Source organism: Streptomyces sp. NRRL S-495 (assembly GCF_000966955.1).
Taxonomy (GTDB): Bacteria; Actinomycetota; Actinomycetes; order Streptomycetales; family Streptomycetaceae; genus Kitasatospora; species Kitasatospora purpeofusca.
Genome location: NZ_JZWY01000206.1, coordinates 1 through 15693, shown reverse-complemented (window position 1 = coordinate 15693; position 15693 = coordinate 1). Strand labels below are relative to the sequence as shown.

Genomic DNA, 15693 nt, shown 5'->3' with positions numbered 1-15693 from the left:
CCACCCGACTTCCCGCACCGCTCACCGGGTCGTCCGCTCCCACGGGACGTCCCGGTGCAGCAGTGCCCGCTCCAGCGACTCACCGGAGCGGCGGGCGTACAGCGTGCGCTCGCGCACCTCGTGCCGGGTGCGGGGCCGGTAGCCCGGGCCGCCGCAGCAGCTCTTGTGGAAGCCGATGCCCGCGTTCAGCAGCAGCGTGAGGGTGCGCCAGGCCGCGGTGTCCCGACGCGGCGGCGCCGCGAAGGCGGAGCCCGCGTGGATCAGCGCACCGGCACAGCGCGGACAGCGCCGCTCGTCCGTCCACCTGCCGTACGCCTGCTTGTACGAGGCCCGGCAGGGCAGGCAGACGAAGGAGGTCTTGCTGTGAGCCATGCGCCCCAGCCTACGATCCGCCCCTCCTCCCCCTCGACAGCTTTTCCACCGCCGGCCCGATCCCCGTACGCCTCCGGGCCTGCGTCGACGAGCAGACCGAACAGCCCCTCGGCGCCGTCCGTCTCGCCGGGCGCGAACTCCACCGGCCCGCACCGCCACTCGGCGGCGCCGCGGGCGATCCCGCGGCAGCGGGCACGGAGCTCGGCCGGATCGGGCAGCAGGGGCAGAAGGTCGCGCACGGTCATGGCCCACAGTCAACAGCGCACCACTGACACCGCCGCACCCCCGAGCGTGTGCGGGAGATCACGGCGACCGGGGCCGCCGGGGGAGCCTACGATTCGTGACCGATGCACCTGTCCCGGCCGAGGAGCGGATCCCGTGAGCAACAGCGACCTCGCGCGTGAGAGTTACTACCAGCGAACCGGTGCCCGGGCGTTCAAGCCCACCGCGCACGCGGGTGGGGCGTGGAGCGCCGACGAGCAGCACTTCAGTCCGCTGGCCGGGCTGGTGGTGCACGCGATCGACCGGTGGTTGGCGGAGCGGCCCGGGGGCGACGGGGGGCTGACGCTCGGGCGGATCGGTTACGACATCCTCGGCCGCATCGCGCTCGACGAGTGCGAGATCACCGTGGAGTCCGTCCGTCCCGGGCGGACCATCGAGCTCCTGGAAGCGACCGTGGTGATCGGCGGCCGGGCCGTGGTCCGGGCCCGGGCCTGGCTGCTGGCCACCCTGGACACCTCGGCCGTCGCCGACAGCCCGATCGAGCCGCTGCCCGCGCCCGGGGAACTCGCGCCGTGGGCGATGGACGAGGAGTGGGACGGCGGCTATGTCGCCTCGGTCGACCTCCGCCGGGTGCCGCCGACCCGCCGCGGCCGTACGGCGGCCTGGATCTCGTCCCGGGTGGACCTGGTCGCGGGCGAGCCGAGCAGCGCCCTCGCCTCCTTCGTCGCGCTGGTGGACACGGCGAACGGCATCGCCGTGCAGCAGGACCCGGCCGAGTGGATGTTCCCCAATGTCGATCTGACCGTCCATCTGCACCGGCAGCCGCGCGGCCCCTGGACCGGCCTGGACACTACGGCCAGTTTCGGCCCGACCGGCCAGGGCCTCACCAGCAGCGTGCTGCACGATGTCGACGGCCCGGTCGGTCAGGCCGAACAGATCCTCACCGTCCGCCCGCAGCCCCGGTAGCCGCCGCCGCTGTCCCGTCAGCCGCCGTCCCAGCCCCGCTCGCCGCCGGTTCGCCGCTCGCGTGGGACAGCGGCGGCACGATCGCCTGCACGTCCGCGCCCTCGCCGACCCACAGGCCGATGAACAGTGCCGCGGTCGCCTCCAGCAGGCCCGCCCGGTCGAGACCGCCGGCCGCCACCGGCCAGCAGCCCACGTCCCGCACCAGCTCGGACACCCGGGCGAGGGCCGCCGCGTCGTCCCCGCACACCGGTACCGCCAACGGCCTGCCGTCGAAGACCGGCGGCCGCATCCGCCACACGTCCTCGTGGCAGAGGTTGAACGCCTTGACCACCTCGGCCCCCGGCGCCGCCCCGGCCAACTGCCGCGCCGCCGAAGGCCCGCCGTCCGTCAGCAGCCGGAAGCCGGGGCCGACGGGGTTGGAGCAGTCGACCAGCACCGTGCCGTCCAGCTCCGCGCGCAGCTCCCGCACCACCTCCGCCCCGGCGCCGTAGGGCAGCGCGGCCAGCACCACCTCGCCGGCGGCGGCCGCCGCCCGCAGCCCGGCGGCCCGCGCGCCGCCCCCGATCCGTCGGGCGAGGCGCTCCGCGGCGGCGGTGTCCCGCCCGCCGACCGTCACCTCGTGCCCGGCCCGCGCCCAGTGGGTCGCGAGCGCGTCCGCCATGTTGCCCGTGCCCAGCACGCCGATCCTCATCACGCCGTCCTCCGTGTCACCGGGAGCTCGCGGTCCGACTCCCTGTCCCCCGTGACGCTAGAGAACCCGTCAGGCACCATTCGGTGCGTGACCACTCGTACCTTCCTCGCCGACTGCCGCGCCCGCCTCGCCTTCGACCTGCTCTCCAACACCTGGAACGCCGTGGTCCTCTGGGCGCTGCAGGACGGCCCGCTGCGACCGGTCGAACTGCGGGAGCAGATCGGCGGGATCAGTTCCAAGGTGCTGACGGAGACCCTGCGCCGCCTCCAGTTCAACGGCCTGGTCGACCGCCGGCCCCTGCCCGGCGCCCCGCCCCGCGTCGAGTACCGGCTCACCGAGCTGGGCCGCAGCTTTCTCGGGCCGATCGAGGCCGTGGGCGCCTGGGCGTTCGAGCGCGGCGACGAGGTCATGGCCGCCCAGGAGCGCGGCGAGGCCGCGACCGGGGACGATGCCGGGGACCATGCCGGCGCCGGGGCCGGGGCCGGGTCGGCGTGACCTCCTCGTCCACGGCTTCCCGGGCCTTCGCATCCGCGGCGACCGGCCGTTCGCCGAGGTGGGTTCGGCCGCCGCTCGCTGTCAGGTCCTCCAGGAGACGCTCAGAGCGTGCAGGTGTGCTCCCAAGGCCCAGGGATCCGGTGTCTGTTCCTGGCGACGAGCCAGTAGACCCCGGCCGCCATCCAGGCGATTCCGGGCAGCGACAGCAGGCGGCCGGCGGCACGGGCACCGGCGTTGCCGGTCCGGGCCCAGGCCGCGAAGGCGGCGGCACCGCCGTGGCGTCGGTCGCCCTGGACGAACCACATTCGGGCCCTGGCCTGGTCCTCGGTCAGCCCGTAGGCCGTCAGATCGGCTCCCTGCCAGGGTTGGACCACGCCGGCCAGGGCCAGGCGCGGCACGAGGAAGCGGATGGCTGCGCGACAGAAGCCACAGCTGCCGTCGTAGACGATCACTGGCGACATGGTGTCGGACATGCTCCGCCCTCCCTGTCCTGCGGGGTCGGCTTTTCAGCCGGCCGATCCGGTCTGCGGCGGTACGGGCGTGGCTTCCGCCGTGAACAACGCCCTCACCCTGCCTTCCGTTGTTCGCCGCAGGATGCTCCGGCACGCGTGTCCCAGGGCCGTCCAGAAGCGGTCCGGCAGGAACACGGCATCCGCGATGATCATTGCTCCGGAGAAGACCGGGAGTCCCAGGAGAACCGCGATGCCCACGTGCATGCCGAGCAGCATGGTGAGCACGAGGTACTTGTACCTGCCGAACAGGACGAACGGAAAGGCCACTTGCAGCAGCACGGTCGCATAGCTCGCGACGGCGACCAGCATCGGGCGGCTGTCCACCAGGAGCGACAGCGCGGGCCACGGCCGGAACAGGTCGAGGTTCAGGACGTAGTGGAGGGCGGTTCCGCTTCCCCAGGAGCCGCCCTGCACCTTGTACAGTCCTGCGGATCCGTAGAGGAAGCAGACCTGAGCCGCGATGACGAACATGCCGCAGTTGTGCAGCACCGTGGTCAGGAGCCGGCGCGCGTAGCCGACCTGCCCCACCAGGCCGCCTGCTCCGCGACTTCCGGCCGATCGCGCGACTTTGCCCTCGGACGCTCGGATCCGGGCTCTGCGCGCATCGAGGGACCAGCGTCGGCCGCACGCGGTGAAGGGCAGGTACAGGGCCATCAGCAGGATGAGGTTGTCGCCTCCGTCCGTCATGAAGACGGCCCTGGCGTGGAAGGAGGCGACCACGATCGCGAACAGGACGGACACCGCCCGGGTGTGCCAGCCGAGCATGAACACCGCGGCGGTGACCAGAGCCAGCGCGTAACAGGCCTCGAAGTACGCCTGACTGTCGGACAGGGTCAGGATGCTGGACCAGTCCGTCTGGTGGAACAGCTCGACGGCCAGTGCGGGAGTCCACGGCGAACCGGGACCCCAGATCTCGTCGCGGTGCGGAAACTCCCTCAGCAGGAGGACGAGGTAGAGCAGCCCGTACCCGATGCGCAGCACCGCAGCCGCGTAGAGGGAGATCGGCGACCCGGTCAGGACGGTGCGCGGCGCTCCGAGGCGATCGAGCAGCGGCTGCGCGTGCGCGGCCGAGGCTGGTGCGGCCGGCTGGTGCGGTGCGGGCGCCACGCGGGGTGCCTGCTCAGTTTCCATCGGATGCCACCTTCCACCAGGGCAGGTACCTGGTCTGGGTCGGTGTGCTGGGACGGCGGCCGGCTGATGTGTCGGCGGCGATCGGCCGTGTGATCACCCGCAACTGGATGTCCTCGAATGCTTTGTGCCGGTCGGCGGGTACACGGTTCACTGCGATGTTGCGCAGGTACTTCTGCAGCATCAGGGCTCGTTCCGACTTCGAATGGTCATCGTTCCCGTGCGATGCGGCATAGACGTCCCAGGCGCGGCGCAGCATGTTCTGGGAGGTGTGGCTCGGGAAAACGTTGTGGTTGACGGCGGAATCGTCGACGGCGGTCAGGTCGAACCAGTCGCTGACCTCGCGGCTGCCCTCGGGAGAGGTGTGGAGGGTTCTCGCGGAAATCTGCTGAGTGACCGATTGCGGATCCGGGGCGAAGAGTCGCCAGTTCTGCTCGAACAGCGGGTAGATCCAGGCATTGATGTACTTGCCGTAGCGCTGCGACACTGCGTTCGAAGGGGCGACGAACAGAAACACCATGACCACGTGGACAAGAGCGACCGCCGTACACAGGGCTGCAGCGGTCCTCACGGACGCCCGCAGCGGGCGCGGCAGACTGGCAAAGCCCGGGGGCCCGCCGGGTTCCCCGGCCGAAGACGGGACCTCCACATCCCGTGGGCAGCCGGCGCCGGCCAAGGTGTCGCGCCCAGTGGTTTCCATCTTCGTTGCTCCCCTCGCACGCACGCCGCTGTGATCTTCTGAATGCCTGCCCGGTGCCACCCCCGAGCGGCACGCGACGATCTGCATGGGATTCGTCGTGTGCCGCTCGGGGCCGCCTTCACCGAGCGGGCGACTGCCTCGCAGTCACCGTCACGGGCACGGCTCCGGCGGGCACGGCTCCGGCGGGCACGGCTCGGGCGGGCAGTCCCCGCCGGTCGTACCGCCGGTGGTCCCACCGGTCGTACCGCCAGTGGTGCCGCCCGTGGTCCCACCGGTCGTACCGCCAGTGGTGCCGCCCGTGGTCCCACCGGTCGTACCGCCAGTGGTGCCGCCCGTGGTCCCACCGGTCGTACCGCCAGTGGTGCCGCCCGTGGTCCCACCGGTCGTACCACCCGTAGTGCCGCCCGTGGTCCCACCAGTCGTACCGCCAGTGGTGCCGCCCGTGGTCCCGCCGGCACACGTCTCACGGGTGATCGTGTTGGTGTCCAGCGTCACCGACCCGTTCCGGGCCAGGGCCCGACCGTCGATGGTCGCCCCCGTGGTCACGGTGATCGACGTGAGGGCCAGGATGTTGCCCACGAAGGTGGAACTGGTGCCGAGCGTGGCGGAGCTTCCGATCTGCCAGAAGACATTGCAGGGTGCGGCGCCATTGATCAGGTTCACCTGGCTGGCGGAAGCGGTCGTCAGGGTCGATCCGACCTGGAACACCCAGACGGCGTTCGGGTCGCCACCCGCGTCCAGGGTGAGCGTTCCGGTGAGCCCGATGGAGGAGGAGGCGTTGTAGACGCCCGGGACGAGCGTCAGGCCGCCGAGGTCTCCCGGCGAGATGAGGCTGGCGTCCATGGCCTGGCCGGCGGCGTTGTCGTAGGCCACGGTCAGGTCGCTCTGGGCCTGCAGGGCGACCTCGTCCGCCGAGTGGATGGTTCCGTCCACCGTGCCGGGCGGGAATCCGCTGACGGCAGTCCCGGGGCTCACCCCGAGGTCTCCGGTGATCACGGAAGGACCGGTGTTGCTGACCGACTGACCGCCCAGGACCGCGAAACTGCTCGCTGTACCCAGGGAAATGGGTGAAGCGACAGCTTGTGCCCGTACGGGCGCCAACGCCACGGCGGCGCCGGCGATCAATGCCACCGCCGCGATCCAGCCGGACAGCGTTCGCCAGTAAGGCGAACTGGAGAATCTCAGTGTCATCTGGTACCAATCTCTCGTGTGAACACGTGACGGGCATTCCGCGCCCTGAGCAATCGCGTCAAGAGGCTTCTGGTTCGAAGGCTTCACCAGGATCCGGCAGGTCCTGAGGCTCTGTTCGACGGTCGCCTGGAAAGAGAGTGGACCGCAGGATTCCCGCGCACCGTTAGGACACGACCTACTGGGCGGACTTCAGTAGAACGGCAGAGGAACGGCGAATATCATAAAAGCATATTGGTATAGCCGAATGTCCTCGGCTGTCCTACCGGAACGAAGGCCCCGACCGCTGAGCGGTCGGGGCCTTCGTGGTGGCTGGACAGCCATGGCGGACGACACGAGATTCGGCCTCGTGAGGTCGACCTCCAGGACGTGGCCGCCATCGTGCTCGGCGGCGGCCACCGCCCGTACGGACAGCGCCGGCCCGGCACCCGGCACCGTCCCTCGGCGCGGGCGCTCAGCGGGCGAGGAACGGCTCCAGGGCGGCGACGAGTTCGGTGGGCGCGTCCAGGGCGACGAGGTGGGCGGCGGTGGCGAACTCGACCAGGGTGGCACCCGGGATCTCGGTGGCGTAGCGGCGGGCGATGTCCTGGAAGTCGGGGACGTCGAGCCGCCCGACGCCGACCAGGGTGGGGACGGCGACGGCGGACACCTCGCGGGCCGAGGGACCCTGGGAGTGCTCGCCCACCACGGACTGGTTCACCAGCGAGGTCCGCATCGGGTCGCGGAGCCGGTCGGCCAGTCCGTCCGCCACCTCGTCCCAGCCGCGGGCCGGGCCGCGCAGCCACATGTCGAGGTTCACCCGGACCGCGGCGTCGAGGTCGCCGGCCTCCAGCGCGGCAGTCTCGGCCTCGTCGTAGGCGATCATGTCGGCGGACCAGTCGTAGCCCGGCCACGGTGCCGTGAGCAGCGCGAGGGAGTGGACGCGGTCCGGGTGGGCGAGCGTGAACTCCACGGCCACCCGGCCGCCCCAGGAGGCGCCGACGAGTCGGACCCGGTCGTGGCCGAGGTGGTCCAGGAGGCGGAGCAGGTCGTCGGTCTCGCGGAACGGCCCGGTGGGGGGCGCGGACTCGCCGAAGCCCCGCAGGTCGTACCGGACGACGGTGTGGCGCTCGGCGAGGGCGGGCACGACGGCGTCCCACATCCGGTGGTCGGCGACGCCGGCGTGCACGAGGACGACGGGCGGTCCGTCGCCGGAGACGACGTAGGAGAGGTGGCCGAGCTCGTCGGGAAGAGTGATCATCCGCGCATCGTCGCAGCTCGGACCTGTCCGTGGCCAGCCAATTCAGTCCCGGTGGCTACTGCTCGACGGGCCCGGACAGCGTCTCGACGGGCAGCAGCGGCCACCTCGGCTCCTTGCGGGTGAGGCTCGCCAGCTCCTCCGGCGGTTCGGCGCCCTCGCGCACGGCCACGAGGTACTCCTTGGCCTGCCGCAGGCTCAGTTTCGGCGCCTGCTTGCGCAACTGCCCCATCGCGGCGACGGGCCCGGCGGAGCGGAGGAGGGCGCGGACCTCGGCGGCCAGCGGGTCGGGGCGCCGGACGCCCTTGGCCTGGAGGAGGTAGTGGTCCTCCCAGCCCTCGTCCAGGTCCCGGGCATTGGGGACGAAGTGCAGGCTCCCGTCCTCCCGGTCGACCAGCACATGGCTGCCGCCGCCCCCGAAGCTCGACCGCGCGTCCCTGGTCCGGGCGAAGGCGGCGGTGTCCCAGAAGGCCAGCCAGCCGACGCTGTGCTCCTCCACCGCGTAGACGGCCACCTCGGGCACCGGGCCGTCCCACGGCCACTCCCTCACGGCCAGGTAGGACTCGACGAGTTCGATCGCGCGTTCCCTGCTGATCACGCTCCTATCGTCCCGGACGGGTCAAGTGCCTTTCGCGGGTGGCCGGGCGCGCACAGGAAGTCGGCCCGTCCGACCTCCTGTGCACACCCCGCTCACCCGCGTGCCCTGCGTGCCCCGCTCAGCGGAACGCGTCGACGTGCCGCGCCGCCCAGTCGGCGAAGGGCCTCGCCTCGCGGCCCAGCACCTCCCGGACGCCCGGGGCAACCCCCAGTTCGGCGGCGCTCGGGGCGCCGAGGATGTCGAGGGTGTCCTCGGCGAGCTCCACCGGCATGCTCCGGGCCATCGCGGCCGCGGCCTCCTCGCGGGTCAGCTCGTGGAACCGCAGCGGCACCCCGAGCGCGGCGGAGAGCGCCGCCGTCTGCCCGCGCGGGCTGATCACCTCCGGGCCGGTCAGCTCGTACTCGCCGCCGATGTGCCGGTCCTCCAGCAGGCAGGCGGCCGCGACCTCGGCGATGTCCGCCGGGTCGACGACCGGCGTCGCGACGTCGCCGAACGGCGCCACGACGGTCCGCCCCGTCCGGACGGACTCGGCCCACCACAGCGCGTTGGAGGCGAAGCCGCCCGGCCGCACGATCGCCCACTCCGGGACGGACTCCCGGACCACGTCCTCCAGCGCGCGCATCGCGATCCGGGTCGGACCGAACGGCCTGGTCACCACGCCCTGGGTGGAGAGCAGGACGATCCGCCGGACCCCGGCCGCCGCCGCCCGGCCGACCAGCTCGGCCGGAGCGCCGACCGGGCCGTGCAGATCGCCCGAGAGCAGCAGGAACAGGGCCTTCGCCTCCGTCAGCACGGGCTCCAGGGCGGCGGGCTCGGCCAGATCGGCCGTCAGCCGGCGGACGCCGTCCGGCACCGGCGCCGGGCGCCGCGACACCGCCGTCACCCGCTCGCCCGCCTCCGCCAGCGCCCGCGTCAGCGGCCTGCCGATGTTTCCGGTGGCCCCGGTCACCACGATCATGGTCAGCTCCTCGTCAATCGCCCGGTGGGACTGCCGACGCTAGAGCTGCTGGCTTACCGTTCGTAAGGACATACCCCGGGGTAAGCTCCGGACATGACGGAAGGTGTGCAGCTGGAACGCGGTGCGGCCGACAAGCGGTATGAGGTGTTTCACACCGACTGCGCGGCGCGCGACACGGTCGACCATGTGACCAGCCGGTGGGGCGTCTGGGTGCTGATCGCCCTGCAGAGCAACGATCTGCGGTTCTTCGAACTGCGCGACAGCATCCGGGGCATCAGCGAGAAGATGCTCGCGCAGACCCTGCGGGCGCTGGTCCAGGACGGCCTGGTGTGGCGGGTGGTCGAGCCGACGACACCGCCCCAGGTCACCTACGGGCTCACCGAGTTCGGCCGGGACGTCGGCGAGCCCTTGCAGGACCTCCTCGGCCGGATCACCCGCCGGCTCGAACCGTCCTGATCACCGGGGCCGGGCGCCGGGCCTGATTCCGCCGGGCCCGGTCACGCATCGGCGCCCGCCCGCCGCCGACCGGACACCCACACGACCCCCGCCACCACCAGCGCCGTGCCCAGCGCGTACACCGGCAGCCACCGGGTCGTCGTCGCCGACAGGCAGTCGTCGACCGCCACCCGGCTCTGCTGCTCCTGCTCGTAGGCGAGCGCCTGCGGGTCGGCGTCCGCCAGGTCCGCCAGCGCGGCCCGGGTGTGCAGGCTCTCGTACCGGCCCGCCTGCACGCAGCTGTCCCGGGTGCCCGGCATCGGGAACAGCCAGTCCCAGCGCTGCAACGCCGGCGCCAGCGCCAGCGCCACGCACAGGCCGACCACCAGCGAGTACGCCGCCAGGCTCCAGCCGTACGCCGACGCCCGGCCCGACGCTCGGGACGGCACCCGGCCGAAGGCGAGGACGACCGCGAGCAGCGTCAGCCCCAGATAGGTGGAGAACCACTGCCAGGAGCCCTCCGCGAGCGAGAACGCCAGGACCACACCGAGCGCGGTGCCGAGCACCCCCGGGTCCGTCCCGCCGCCTGCCGCGCCCCCGCCCGCCCCGGGTCCGCCACCGACACCGCTCACCGCGCCCGCTCCGGAGCGACCAGCCTCCCGCCCCGGCCCTCCCCCGGCCCCGCCGACACCGCCGACTACGCGCCGACCGGACCGGGACCCACCCGGACGGGCCAGTCGTCCGCCGCCCGGGGCCGCGACGTGGCGGACGTCGAATGCCCAGGGGCCACGCACCTCGAAGGCGCCCCGGGCGGCCCCGGAGGACGGTTCCTCCGGGGCCGACCGTCCGACGTCCCTAGCCCACAATCACCAACTCGGCCAGGGCGTCGGCGACTCGGTCGATCGCCTCGCGGACGACCTCCGGCTGGTAGGCGGTGAAGCACAGGCGGAAGTAGCCGGGGGCGGGGCTGTGCATGGTTTCGCCGGGGAGGAGGGTGACTTCGGTGGGACTGGCGGCGAGGTAGTTGAACAGCCACAGCTCGTCCGGATTCACCCCGCTGTTCTCCGTGAACGGCAGCGGCTCGGCGCGGTACGTGCCCTCGGGCGGGCGTTTGCCCAGGTACGAGGTGAGGTCCAACCAGAAGAACTGGGCCGGGTTGTCGCCCTCGTTGTGGACGAACTCGATGCCCCGGGCGACCAGTCGGTCCTTCACCCGCTCGAAGCTCGCGCTCAGCAGCTCCCGGTAGCGCCGCATCGCGTAGTCGGTGTACAGCTCCGAACCGGTCCCGTTGACCGTGGTCTCCAGGATCGCGCCGAGCACATAGTGCTTCAGCGAATCGACCGGGGTGAACCACGACATCGGGTGCTTCTTCTCCTCGATGCCCTTCGTGCCGAGCATCGCCCGCTGCACGGGACCGTACTTCGACACCAGGAACCCGGTCCGGAACCCCGACAGCCCGAAGTCCTTGGCGAACCCCCACACCACGTGGATCCGCTCCGGCGCCCGCCGGTACGCGTCCAGGGCGAACGCGCTGGTGAACGGCACCCGCACGCCGTCGACCTGCGAATGGCAGTAGATCTCGTCGGAGACGATGTGCATGTCGGTCTCGTCGATCACCCAGCCGTAGATCTCCTCCAGCAGCTGCTTCCCGTAGTTGACGCCCAGCGGGTTGTGCGGGTTGGTCAGCACCAGGAGACGGGGGAACGCGTCGAAGAGACGGTGGTACTTGAAGTACTCCTCCTTGATCGCGTCCAGGGTCAGCCGGAACCGCTCCGGCCCCTCCGTCGGCAGCTTGACCGACACGCACTTCAGCTTCGGCCGCTGCTCGAACGACCAGTTGAACCCCTGCCAGTACGGCGCGGGCAGCAGGACGGCGTCCCCCTCCACCAGCGGCGGCGGGCCGATCTCCCCCGGCTCCGGCGGGTTCTGGAGCGCGAAGGCCAGACACTCCAGCGCCGAACCGACGCCGCCGGTGCCGAACACGTCGCCCGCCTCGACCGGGGCGTCGAAGGCCTTGCCCAGCAGCGCCGCGACCTCGTTCCGCAGGTCCGGGCTGCCGTACGCGGACATGTAGTGGATGTAGCTCTCCGGCAGCAGCGCGGTGTGGTCGAACACCATCTTCTGCATCGAGTCCTCGTAGACGAGGACGTTCTCCGCGACGGACAGGTCGATGGCCGTGTCCGGGGCCAGGTGGCGGCGGTAGTAGGCGAGGGCCTGCTCGAAGTCGGGGATCCGCGCGAGCAGTTCGGCGGATTCGGTCGGGCCGGTCGAAACGGTCATGGCGAAGGGGCTCACTTCCGGGGAGGGCACGGCGGAACCGGATTGGTTCGCATACAGACACCGCCAGCGCACCATGCCCCGCGGGGCCGCGCCAGCCGTCCGCGCCCATCCGGCGGCCCGGACGGGTCAGTCGTCCGCCAACGGCTTGACCCAGCGCGTCCACTGCGGCTGCGGCCCGTACCCGGCGCCCCGCCAGGTCCGGTGGCCGAGGGCGTTGCCGTCCAGCACCATGGCGTCCGCCCGTCGTCCGCCCAGGGCCGCGAAGCGCTCCTCGGCGGCCGCCAGCAGTGCCGCGCCGATGCCGCGCCGGCGGTGCTCCGGGTCGACGGCGAGGCGGTAGAGGTGGCAGCGCCAGCCGTCCCAGCCGGCGATGACGCTGCCCAGCAGCACGGCCGGCTCGTCCGCCCGGACGGCCACCAGCAGGCAGTCCGGGTCGCGGGCGAGCAGGGCCGCCACCCCGTCGGCGTCGTCGGTGATGCTGGTGCCCTTGGCGGCGCGGGCCCACAGCGCGAGCACGGCCGGGACCTCCTCGGGGCCGGCGGTGCGCAGAATGAAGTCGATCATGGGCGACTGTCTACCAGGGCCGGCCGCCCTCCGACCGTGAATTCCGCGGGCCGGACGGGTCGGCAGGGTCGGACGGGTCGGACGGGTCGGACGCGTGGTACAGGCGCCTGGCGGGTCGACCGGACGGGTCAGTCGCCCGCCAGCTCCCACACCGTCGTGGTCTTCAGCGCGGTGTCCTCCAGGTCCGCCACCACCGGGACCTCGTACGCGGCCAGCGCGGTGAACCGTTCGCGCGGCAGGTAGGCGCGGCCGGGGTCGCCGACGATCACCACCGCGCCGCGGGCCCGGGCCCGGAGCAGGAACGGCAGGAACCGGGCCGCCATCGCCCGCTCGTAGAAGACGTCCCCGGCCAGCACCACCTCGGCCGGCCCGCCGTCGCCGTCCAGCAGGTCCTCGACCGCCGCGTCCACCCGGACGCCGTTCGCCGCCGCGTTGACGCCGATCGCCGCGACCGCGTAGGCGTCGATCTCGGCCGCCCGCACCGACCGGGCACCGCGCAGCGCCGCCGCGATGCCCACCAGGCCGGAGCCGGCCGCGAGGTCCAGCACCGACCGTCCGGCCACCAGCTCCGGGTGGTCCAGCACGTACCGGGCCACCCCGACGCCGCCCGCCCAGGCGAACGCCCAGAACGGCGGCGGCAGGTCGCGCTCGCCGCGCGCCGTCTCGGTGGTCTCCCACAGGGCGATGGCGTCCTCGGCCATGTGCAGGCGCACCTCCGGCACGAAGGGCACCGGGGCGATGCCGGTCTGCGCGCGTACGAAGTCCTCGTCCGACCGCATGGCCGCCCCCGGACCCGCCGGGTGTGTGTCGCTCAGCATGCCGAGCAGCATACGGGCCCTGAGCAGGTGCTCCTCACACCCGCGAGCCGACCGCGACCTGACCGCACCCCGACCGCGAACCGGCCGGTCCCACAGCTGCGTTGACCCCGGCTCGACTCGGCCGAATCCCGACCCCGGGACGGCACACCGGGCGGGTAGGTTCTCCCCGGAGCCGGTGTGCGGCCGGCCGGGAGCGGGGGTCACGGTGTCGGACAAGGTGCTGGCGGGCCGCGCGGCGGTCGTCACGGGCGGCTCGCGCGGGATCGGGCGGGCCGTGGTGGAACGGCTCGCCGCGGACGGCGCGGACGTGGTGTTCGGGTACGCGAACGACGACGCGGCGGCGGCCGAGGTGGTCCGCGCGGTGGCGGCGAACGGCGCCGCCGGGGCCGGGCGGGTGTACGCGGTCCGGGCCGACCTCGGCACGCCGGAGGGTCCGGAGCGGTTGATGGCGGCGGCCGAGGAGGAGCTCGGCGGGCTGGACATCCTCGTCAACAACGCGGCCCGCGCCGTCACCCGGGCCCCGCTCGCCGAGACCGACCCGGCGGACTTCGACGCCACCATGGCCGTCAACGCCCGCGCGGTGTTCCTCACCCTCCGGTACGCGGCGCAGCGGATGCGCGACGGCGGCCGGATCGTCAACATCTCCTCCCTCAACACCCGCCGCCCGATGCCGGGGCTCGCCGCCTACCTGGCCGGCAAGGGGGCGCTGGAGCAGCTGACCGAGACCGCCGCGGTGGAGCTGGGGCCGCGCGGGATCACCGCCAACACCGTCTCCCCCGGGCCGACCGAGACCGAGATGCTGCGGTCCGTCAATCCCCCGCACGCGCTGGAGACGGTGGCCGGGCTGACCCCGCTGCGGCGGCTCGGACAGCCGGCCGACGTGGCGGACGTGGTCGCGTTCCTGGTCGGTCCGGACGCGCGGTGGGTGTCCGGACAGAACCTCGGGGCGACCGGCGGCCTGCGCTGAGCGCCTGCGGCCCGTACTGAGCGCCTGCGGCCCCTACTGAGCGGCGAGCCGCGCCCCGCCGGAGCGGCGGCCGGGCGGCCCCGGTGAAGCCCGGATCACGCACCGCCACCCGGTGCGTACCATTTCGATACCGAAGCCGGGATGAGCTGGGAAGATGCTCGCCGGTCGGGCCCGGGCCCCGGTAGCATCCGGCACAGGCCGTCCGGCCCGGCGCAGGCGCCGCAGCGCCGCCGTGCCGGTCCGTCGGGCGGCGGACACCCGCGGGCCCTCCGGGGGCGGCCTCCGGCACCACAGCCCGGTGGCCCCGGCCGGCCGTGCCCGCGTCCACGGCACGCGCGCCAGGGCAGTCGCGCGGAACGGCGAAGGGCAGCGTCTTGGCGGATCGACTCACCGGTGGCGACTCCTCACTACTGCGGCGGATCAACGCGGCGGTGACCCTCCGGGCACTGCGCGAGGGCCATGCGGTGACCCTGACCCAGCTGGTCGGCGACACCGGGCTCTCCCGTCCGACGGTCGAGGGCGTGATCGAGGGGCTGGTGGAGACCGGGCTGGTCGCCGAGGTCGAGCAGCCACCGCAACCGGACGGCCAGCCCGGCGCCGGTCGGCGCGGACGGCCGGCCCGCTGGTTCCGGTTCCGGGCCGAGGCCGGGCACATCCTCGGCATCGAGATCGGCGTCCACGACATCCGGATCATCCTCGCCGACCTGGCCGGCGTGGTGGTGGGCAGCCACTTCAGACCCGTCGAGGAGACCCTGGACGCGGAGGAACGGCTCACCGCCGTCCGCTCGGTGGTCGCCGAGGTGCTGCGCAAGGCCGGCGTCTCCCGGGACAACCTGTGGGCGGTCGGCGTCGGCACGCCGGGCATCGTCGACCGGGACGGCACGGTGCAGTTGGGCACCGCGATGGCCGGCTGGACCGGCCTGGACCTCGGCGCCCGGCTGCGGCGCTCGTTCCGCTGCCCCGTGATGATCGAGAACGACGCCAACCTCGCCGCGATCGCCGAGCACTGGCAGGGCGCGGCGGTCGGCGCCGACGACGTGGTGTTCGTGATGGCCGGCCTCAGCCCGGGCGCCGGCTCGCTCATCAACGGCCGCCTGCACCGCGGTTTCGGGGGCGCGGCCGGCGAGATCGGCGCCCTGCACCTGCTCGGCCAGGAGGTGACGCCGGAGCGGCTGCTCTCCACCACCGGCAAGCCGCTCAACCCGCTGGACGAGGCGGCGGTGGCCCGGGTGCTGAAGCTCGCCCGCGAGGGCGACGAGGTGGCGCAGGTCGCCACCGACCGCTTCCTGACCCGCCTGGTCCAGAGCGTCGCCGCGCTCGTCCTGGCCATCGACCCGCAGCTGGTGGTCGTCGGCGGCTGGGCCGCGGGCCTGGACGGCGTCCTGGACCCGCTGCGCGAACGCCTCGCCCGCTTCACCCTCCGCGCCCCCGAGGTCGCCCTCGCCGCCCTCGGCTCCGAGGTGGTCGCGATGGGCGCCCTCCGGGTCGCCCTCGACCAGGTCGAGGAACAGCTCTTCGCCGTCAACCCTCCGACGGGCGAGAACGGTTCGGCCCGGGCCTGA

Annotated in this window: 18 protein-coding genes; 5 read left to right on the top strand and 13 right to left on the bottom strand. The window is 73.0% G+C overall.

Features of this window, described 5'->3' with window-relative positions:
- Nucleotides 1-21: 21 nt before the first annotated feature.
- Nucleotides 22-372: a hypothetical protein gene (locus VR45_RS12985; protein WP_045939868.1), complete on the bottom strand. Its 351-nt coding sequence runs from the start codon at nucleotides 370-372 to the stop codon at nucleotides 22-24.
- Between the two features lie 378 nt (nucleotides 373-750).
- Here VR45_RS12985 and VR45_RS12980 point away from each other — a divergent pair, with 378 nt between their 5' ends.
- Nucleotides 751-1560, top strand: coding sequence for a thioesterase family protein (locus VR45_RS12980; RefSeq protein ID WP_045939867.1), 810 nt, complete (start codon nucleotides 751-753; stop codon nucleotides 1558-1560).
- Here the strand turns inward: VR45_RS12980 and VR45_RS12975 are convergent.
- Complete coding sequence (locus tag VR45_RS12975) at nucleotides 1535-2251, bottom strand: NAD(P)-binding domain-containing protein (RefSeq protein ID WP_045939866.1); 717 nt, start codon at nucleotides 2249-2251, stop codon at nucleotides 1535-1537. The genes VR45_RS12980 and VR45_RS12975 overlap by 26 nt on opposite strands.
- Before the next feature lie 87 nt (nucleotides 2252-2338).
- On the opposite strand from VR45_RS12975, the gene VR45_RS12970 reads away from it, so the two are divergent.
- Entirely contained in the window at nucleotides 2339-2746 is a 408-nt protein-coding gene (locus tag VR45_RS12970; protein ID WP_078896478.1) for a helix-turn-helix domain-containing protein, read from the top strand.
- 101 nt (nucleotides 2747-2847) lie between these two features.
- Here the strand turns inward: VR45_RS12970 and VR45_RS12965 are convergent, their stop codons facing one another.
- From VR45_RS12965 to VR45_RS12935, 7 genes are all read right to left on the bottom strand, one after another.
- The gene (locus VR45_RS12965) at nucleotides 2848-3219 is read right to left on the bottom strand and encodes a DUF393 domain-containing protein (RefSeq protein WP_045939865.1); all 372 of its coding nucleotides are present in this window, start codon (nucleotides 3217-3219) and stop codon (nucleotides 2848-2850) included.
- A 33-nt stretch (nucleotides 3220-3252) separates the two neighbouring features.
- On the bottom strand, nucleotides 3253-4389 hold the full coding sequence (locus VR45_RS12960; protein ID WP_078896477.1) for an HTTM domain-containing protein: 1137 nt from the start codon (nucleotides 4387-4389) through the stop codon (nucleotides 3253-3255).
- On the bottom strand, nucleotides 4379-5173 hold the full coding sequence (locus VR45_RS12955) for a DUF5819 family protein (RefSeq protein ID WP_353612686.1): 795 nt from the start codon (nucleotides 5171-5173) through the stop codon (nucleotides 4379-4381). Before VR45_RS12955 ends, VR45_RS12960 begins: the two co-directional genes overlap by 11 nt.
- A 63-nt stretch (nucleotides 5174-5236) precedes the next feature.
- Entirely contained in the window at nucleotides 5237-6082 is an 846-nt protein-coding gene (locus VR45_RS12950) for an ice-binding family protein (RefSeq protein ID WP_353612685.1), read from the bottom strand.
- Between the two features lie 646 nt (nucleotides 6083-6728).
- A complete protein-coding gene (locus VR45_RS12945) occupies nucleotides 6729-7514 on the bottom strand; it encodes an alpha/beta hydrolase (RefSeq protein WP_045939864.1) in 786 nt (261 codons plus the stop codon).
- 55 nt (nucleotides 7515-7569) lie between these two features.
- Nucleotides 7570-8109 carry a YrhB domain-containing protein gene (locus tag VR45_RS12940; protein WP_045939863.1) on the bottom strand — a complete coding sequence of 180 codons (540 nt, stop codon included), beginning with the start codon at nucleotides 8107-8109 and terminating at the stop codon, nucleotides 7570-7572.
- 118 nt (nucleotides 8110-8227) lie between these two features.
- The gene (locus tag VR45_RS12935) at nucleotides 8228-9067 is read right to left on the bottom strand and encodes an NAD(P)H-binding protein (protein ID WP_045939862.1); all 840 of its coding nucleotides are present in this window, start codon (nucleotides 9065-9067) and stop codon (nucleotides 8228-8230) included.
- A gap of 93 nt (nucleotides 9068-9160) precedes the next feature.
- Between VR45_RS12935 and VR45_RS12930 the strand changes: the two genes are divergently transcribed.
- Nucleotides 9161-9523, top strand: coding sequence for a helix-turn-helix domain-containing protein (locus tag VR45_RS12930; protein ID WP_045939861.1), 363 nt, complete (start codon nucleotides 9161-9163; stop codon nucleotides 9521-9523).
- Nucleotides 9524-9564: 41 nt separating this feature from the next.
- On the opposite strand, the gene VR45_RS12925 is transcribed toward VR45_RS12930, so the two are convergent.
- The 4 genes from VR45_RS12925 to VR45_RS12910 form a co-directional block, all read right to left on the bottom strand.
- A complete protein-coding gene (locus VR45_RS12925) occupies nucleotides 9565-10134 on the bottom strand; it encodes a hypothetical protein (RefSeq protein ID WP_045939860.1) in 570 nt (189 codons plus the stop codon).
- A gap of 223 nt (nucleotides 10135-10357) precedes the next feature.
- A complete protein-coding gene (locus tag VR45_RS12920) occupies nucleotides 10358-11782 on the bottom strand; it encodes a pyridoxal phosphate-dependent aminotransferase (protein WP_052709045.1) in 1425 nt (474 codons plus the stop codon).
- Nucleotides 11783-11908: 126 nt separating this feature from the next.
- On the bottom strand, nucleotides 11909-12346 hold the full coding sequence (locus tag VR45_RS12915) for a GNAT family N-acetyltransferase (protein ID WP_045939859.1): 438 nt from the start codon (nucleotides 12344-12346) through the stop codon (nucleotides 11909-11911).
- Nucleotides 12347-12474: 128 nt separating this feature from the next.
- On the bottom strand, nucleotides 12475-13164 hold the full coding sequence (locus VR45_RS12910; RefSeq protein ID WP_078896473.1) for a 50S ribosomal protein L11 methyltransferase: 690 nt from the start codon (nucleotides 13162-13164) through the stop codon (nucleotides 12475-12477).
- A gap of 205 nt (nucleotides 13165-13369) precedes the next feature.
- Here VR45_RS12910 and VR45_RS12905 point away from each other — a divergent pair, with 205 nt between their 5' ends.
- Together VR45_RS12905 and VR45_RS12900 are read left to right on the top strand one after the other, a co-directional pair.
- Nucleotides 13370-14131 carry an SDR family oxidoreductase gene (locus VR45_RS12905; RefSeq protein WP_234325959.1) on the top strand — a complete coding sequence of 254 codons (762 nt, stop codon included), beginning with the start codon at nucleotides 13370-13372 and terminating at the stop codon, nucleotides 14129-14131.
- A 374-nt stretch (nucleotides 14132-14505) separates the two neighbouring features.
- Nucleotides 14506-15693 (top strand): ROK family protein, encoded by a 1188-nt coding sequence (locus tag VR45_RS12900; RefSeq protein ID WP_045939857.1) that lies wholly within the window; start codon nucleotides 14506-14508, stop codon nucleotides 15691-15693.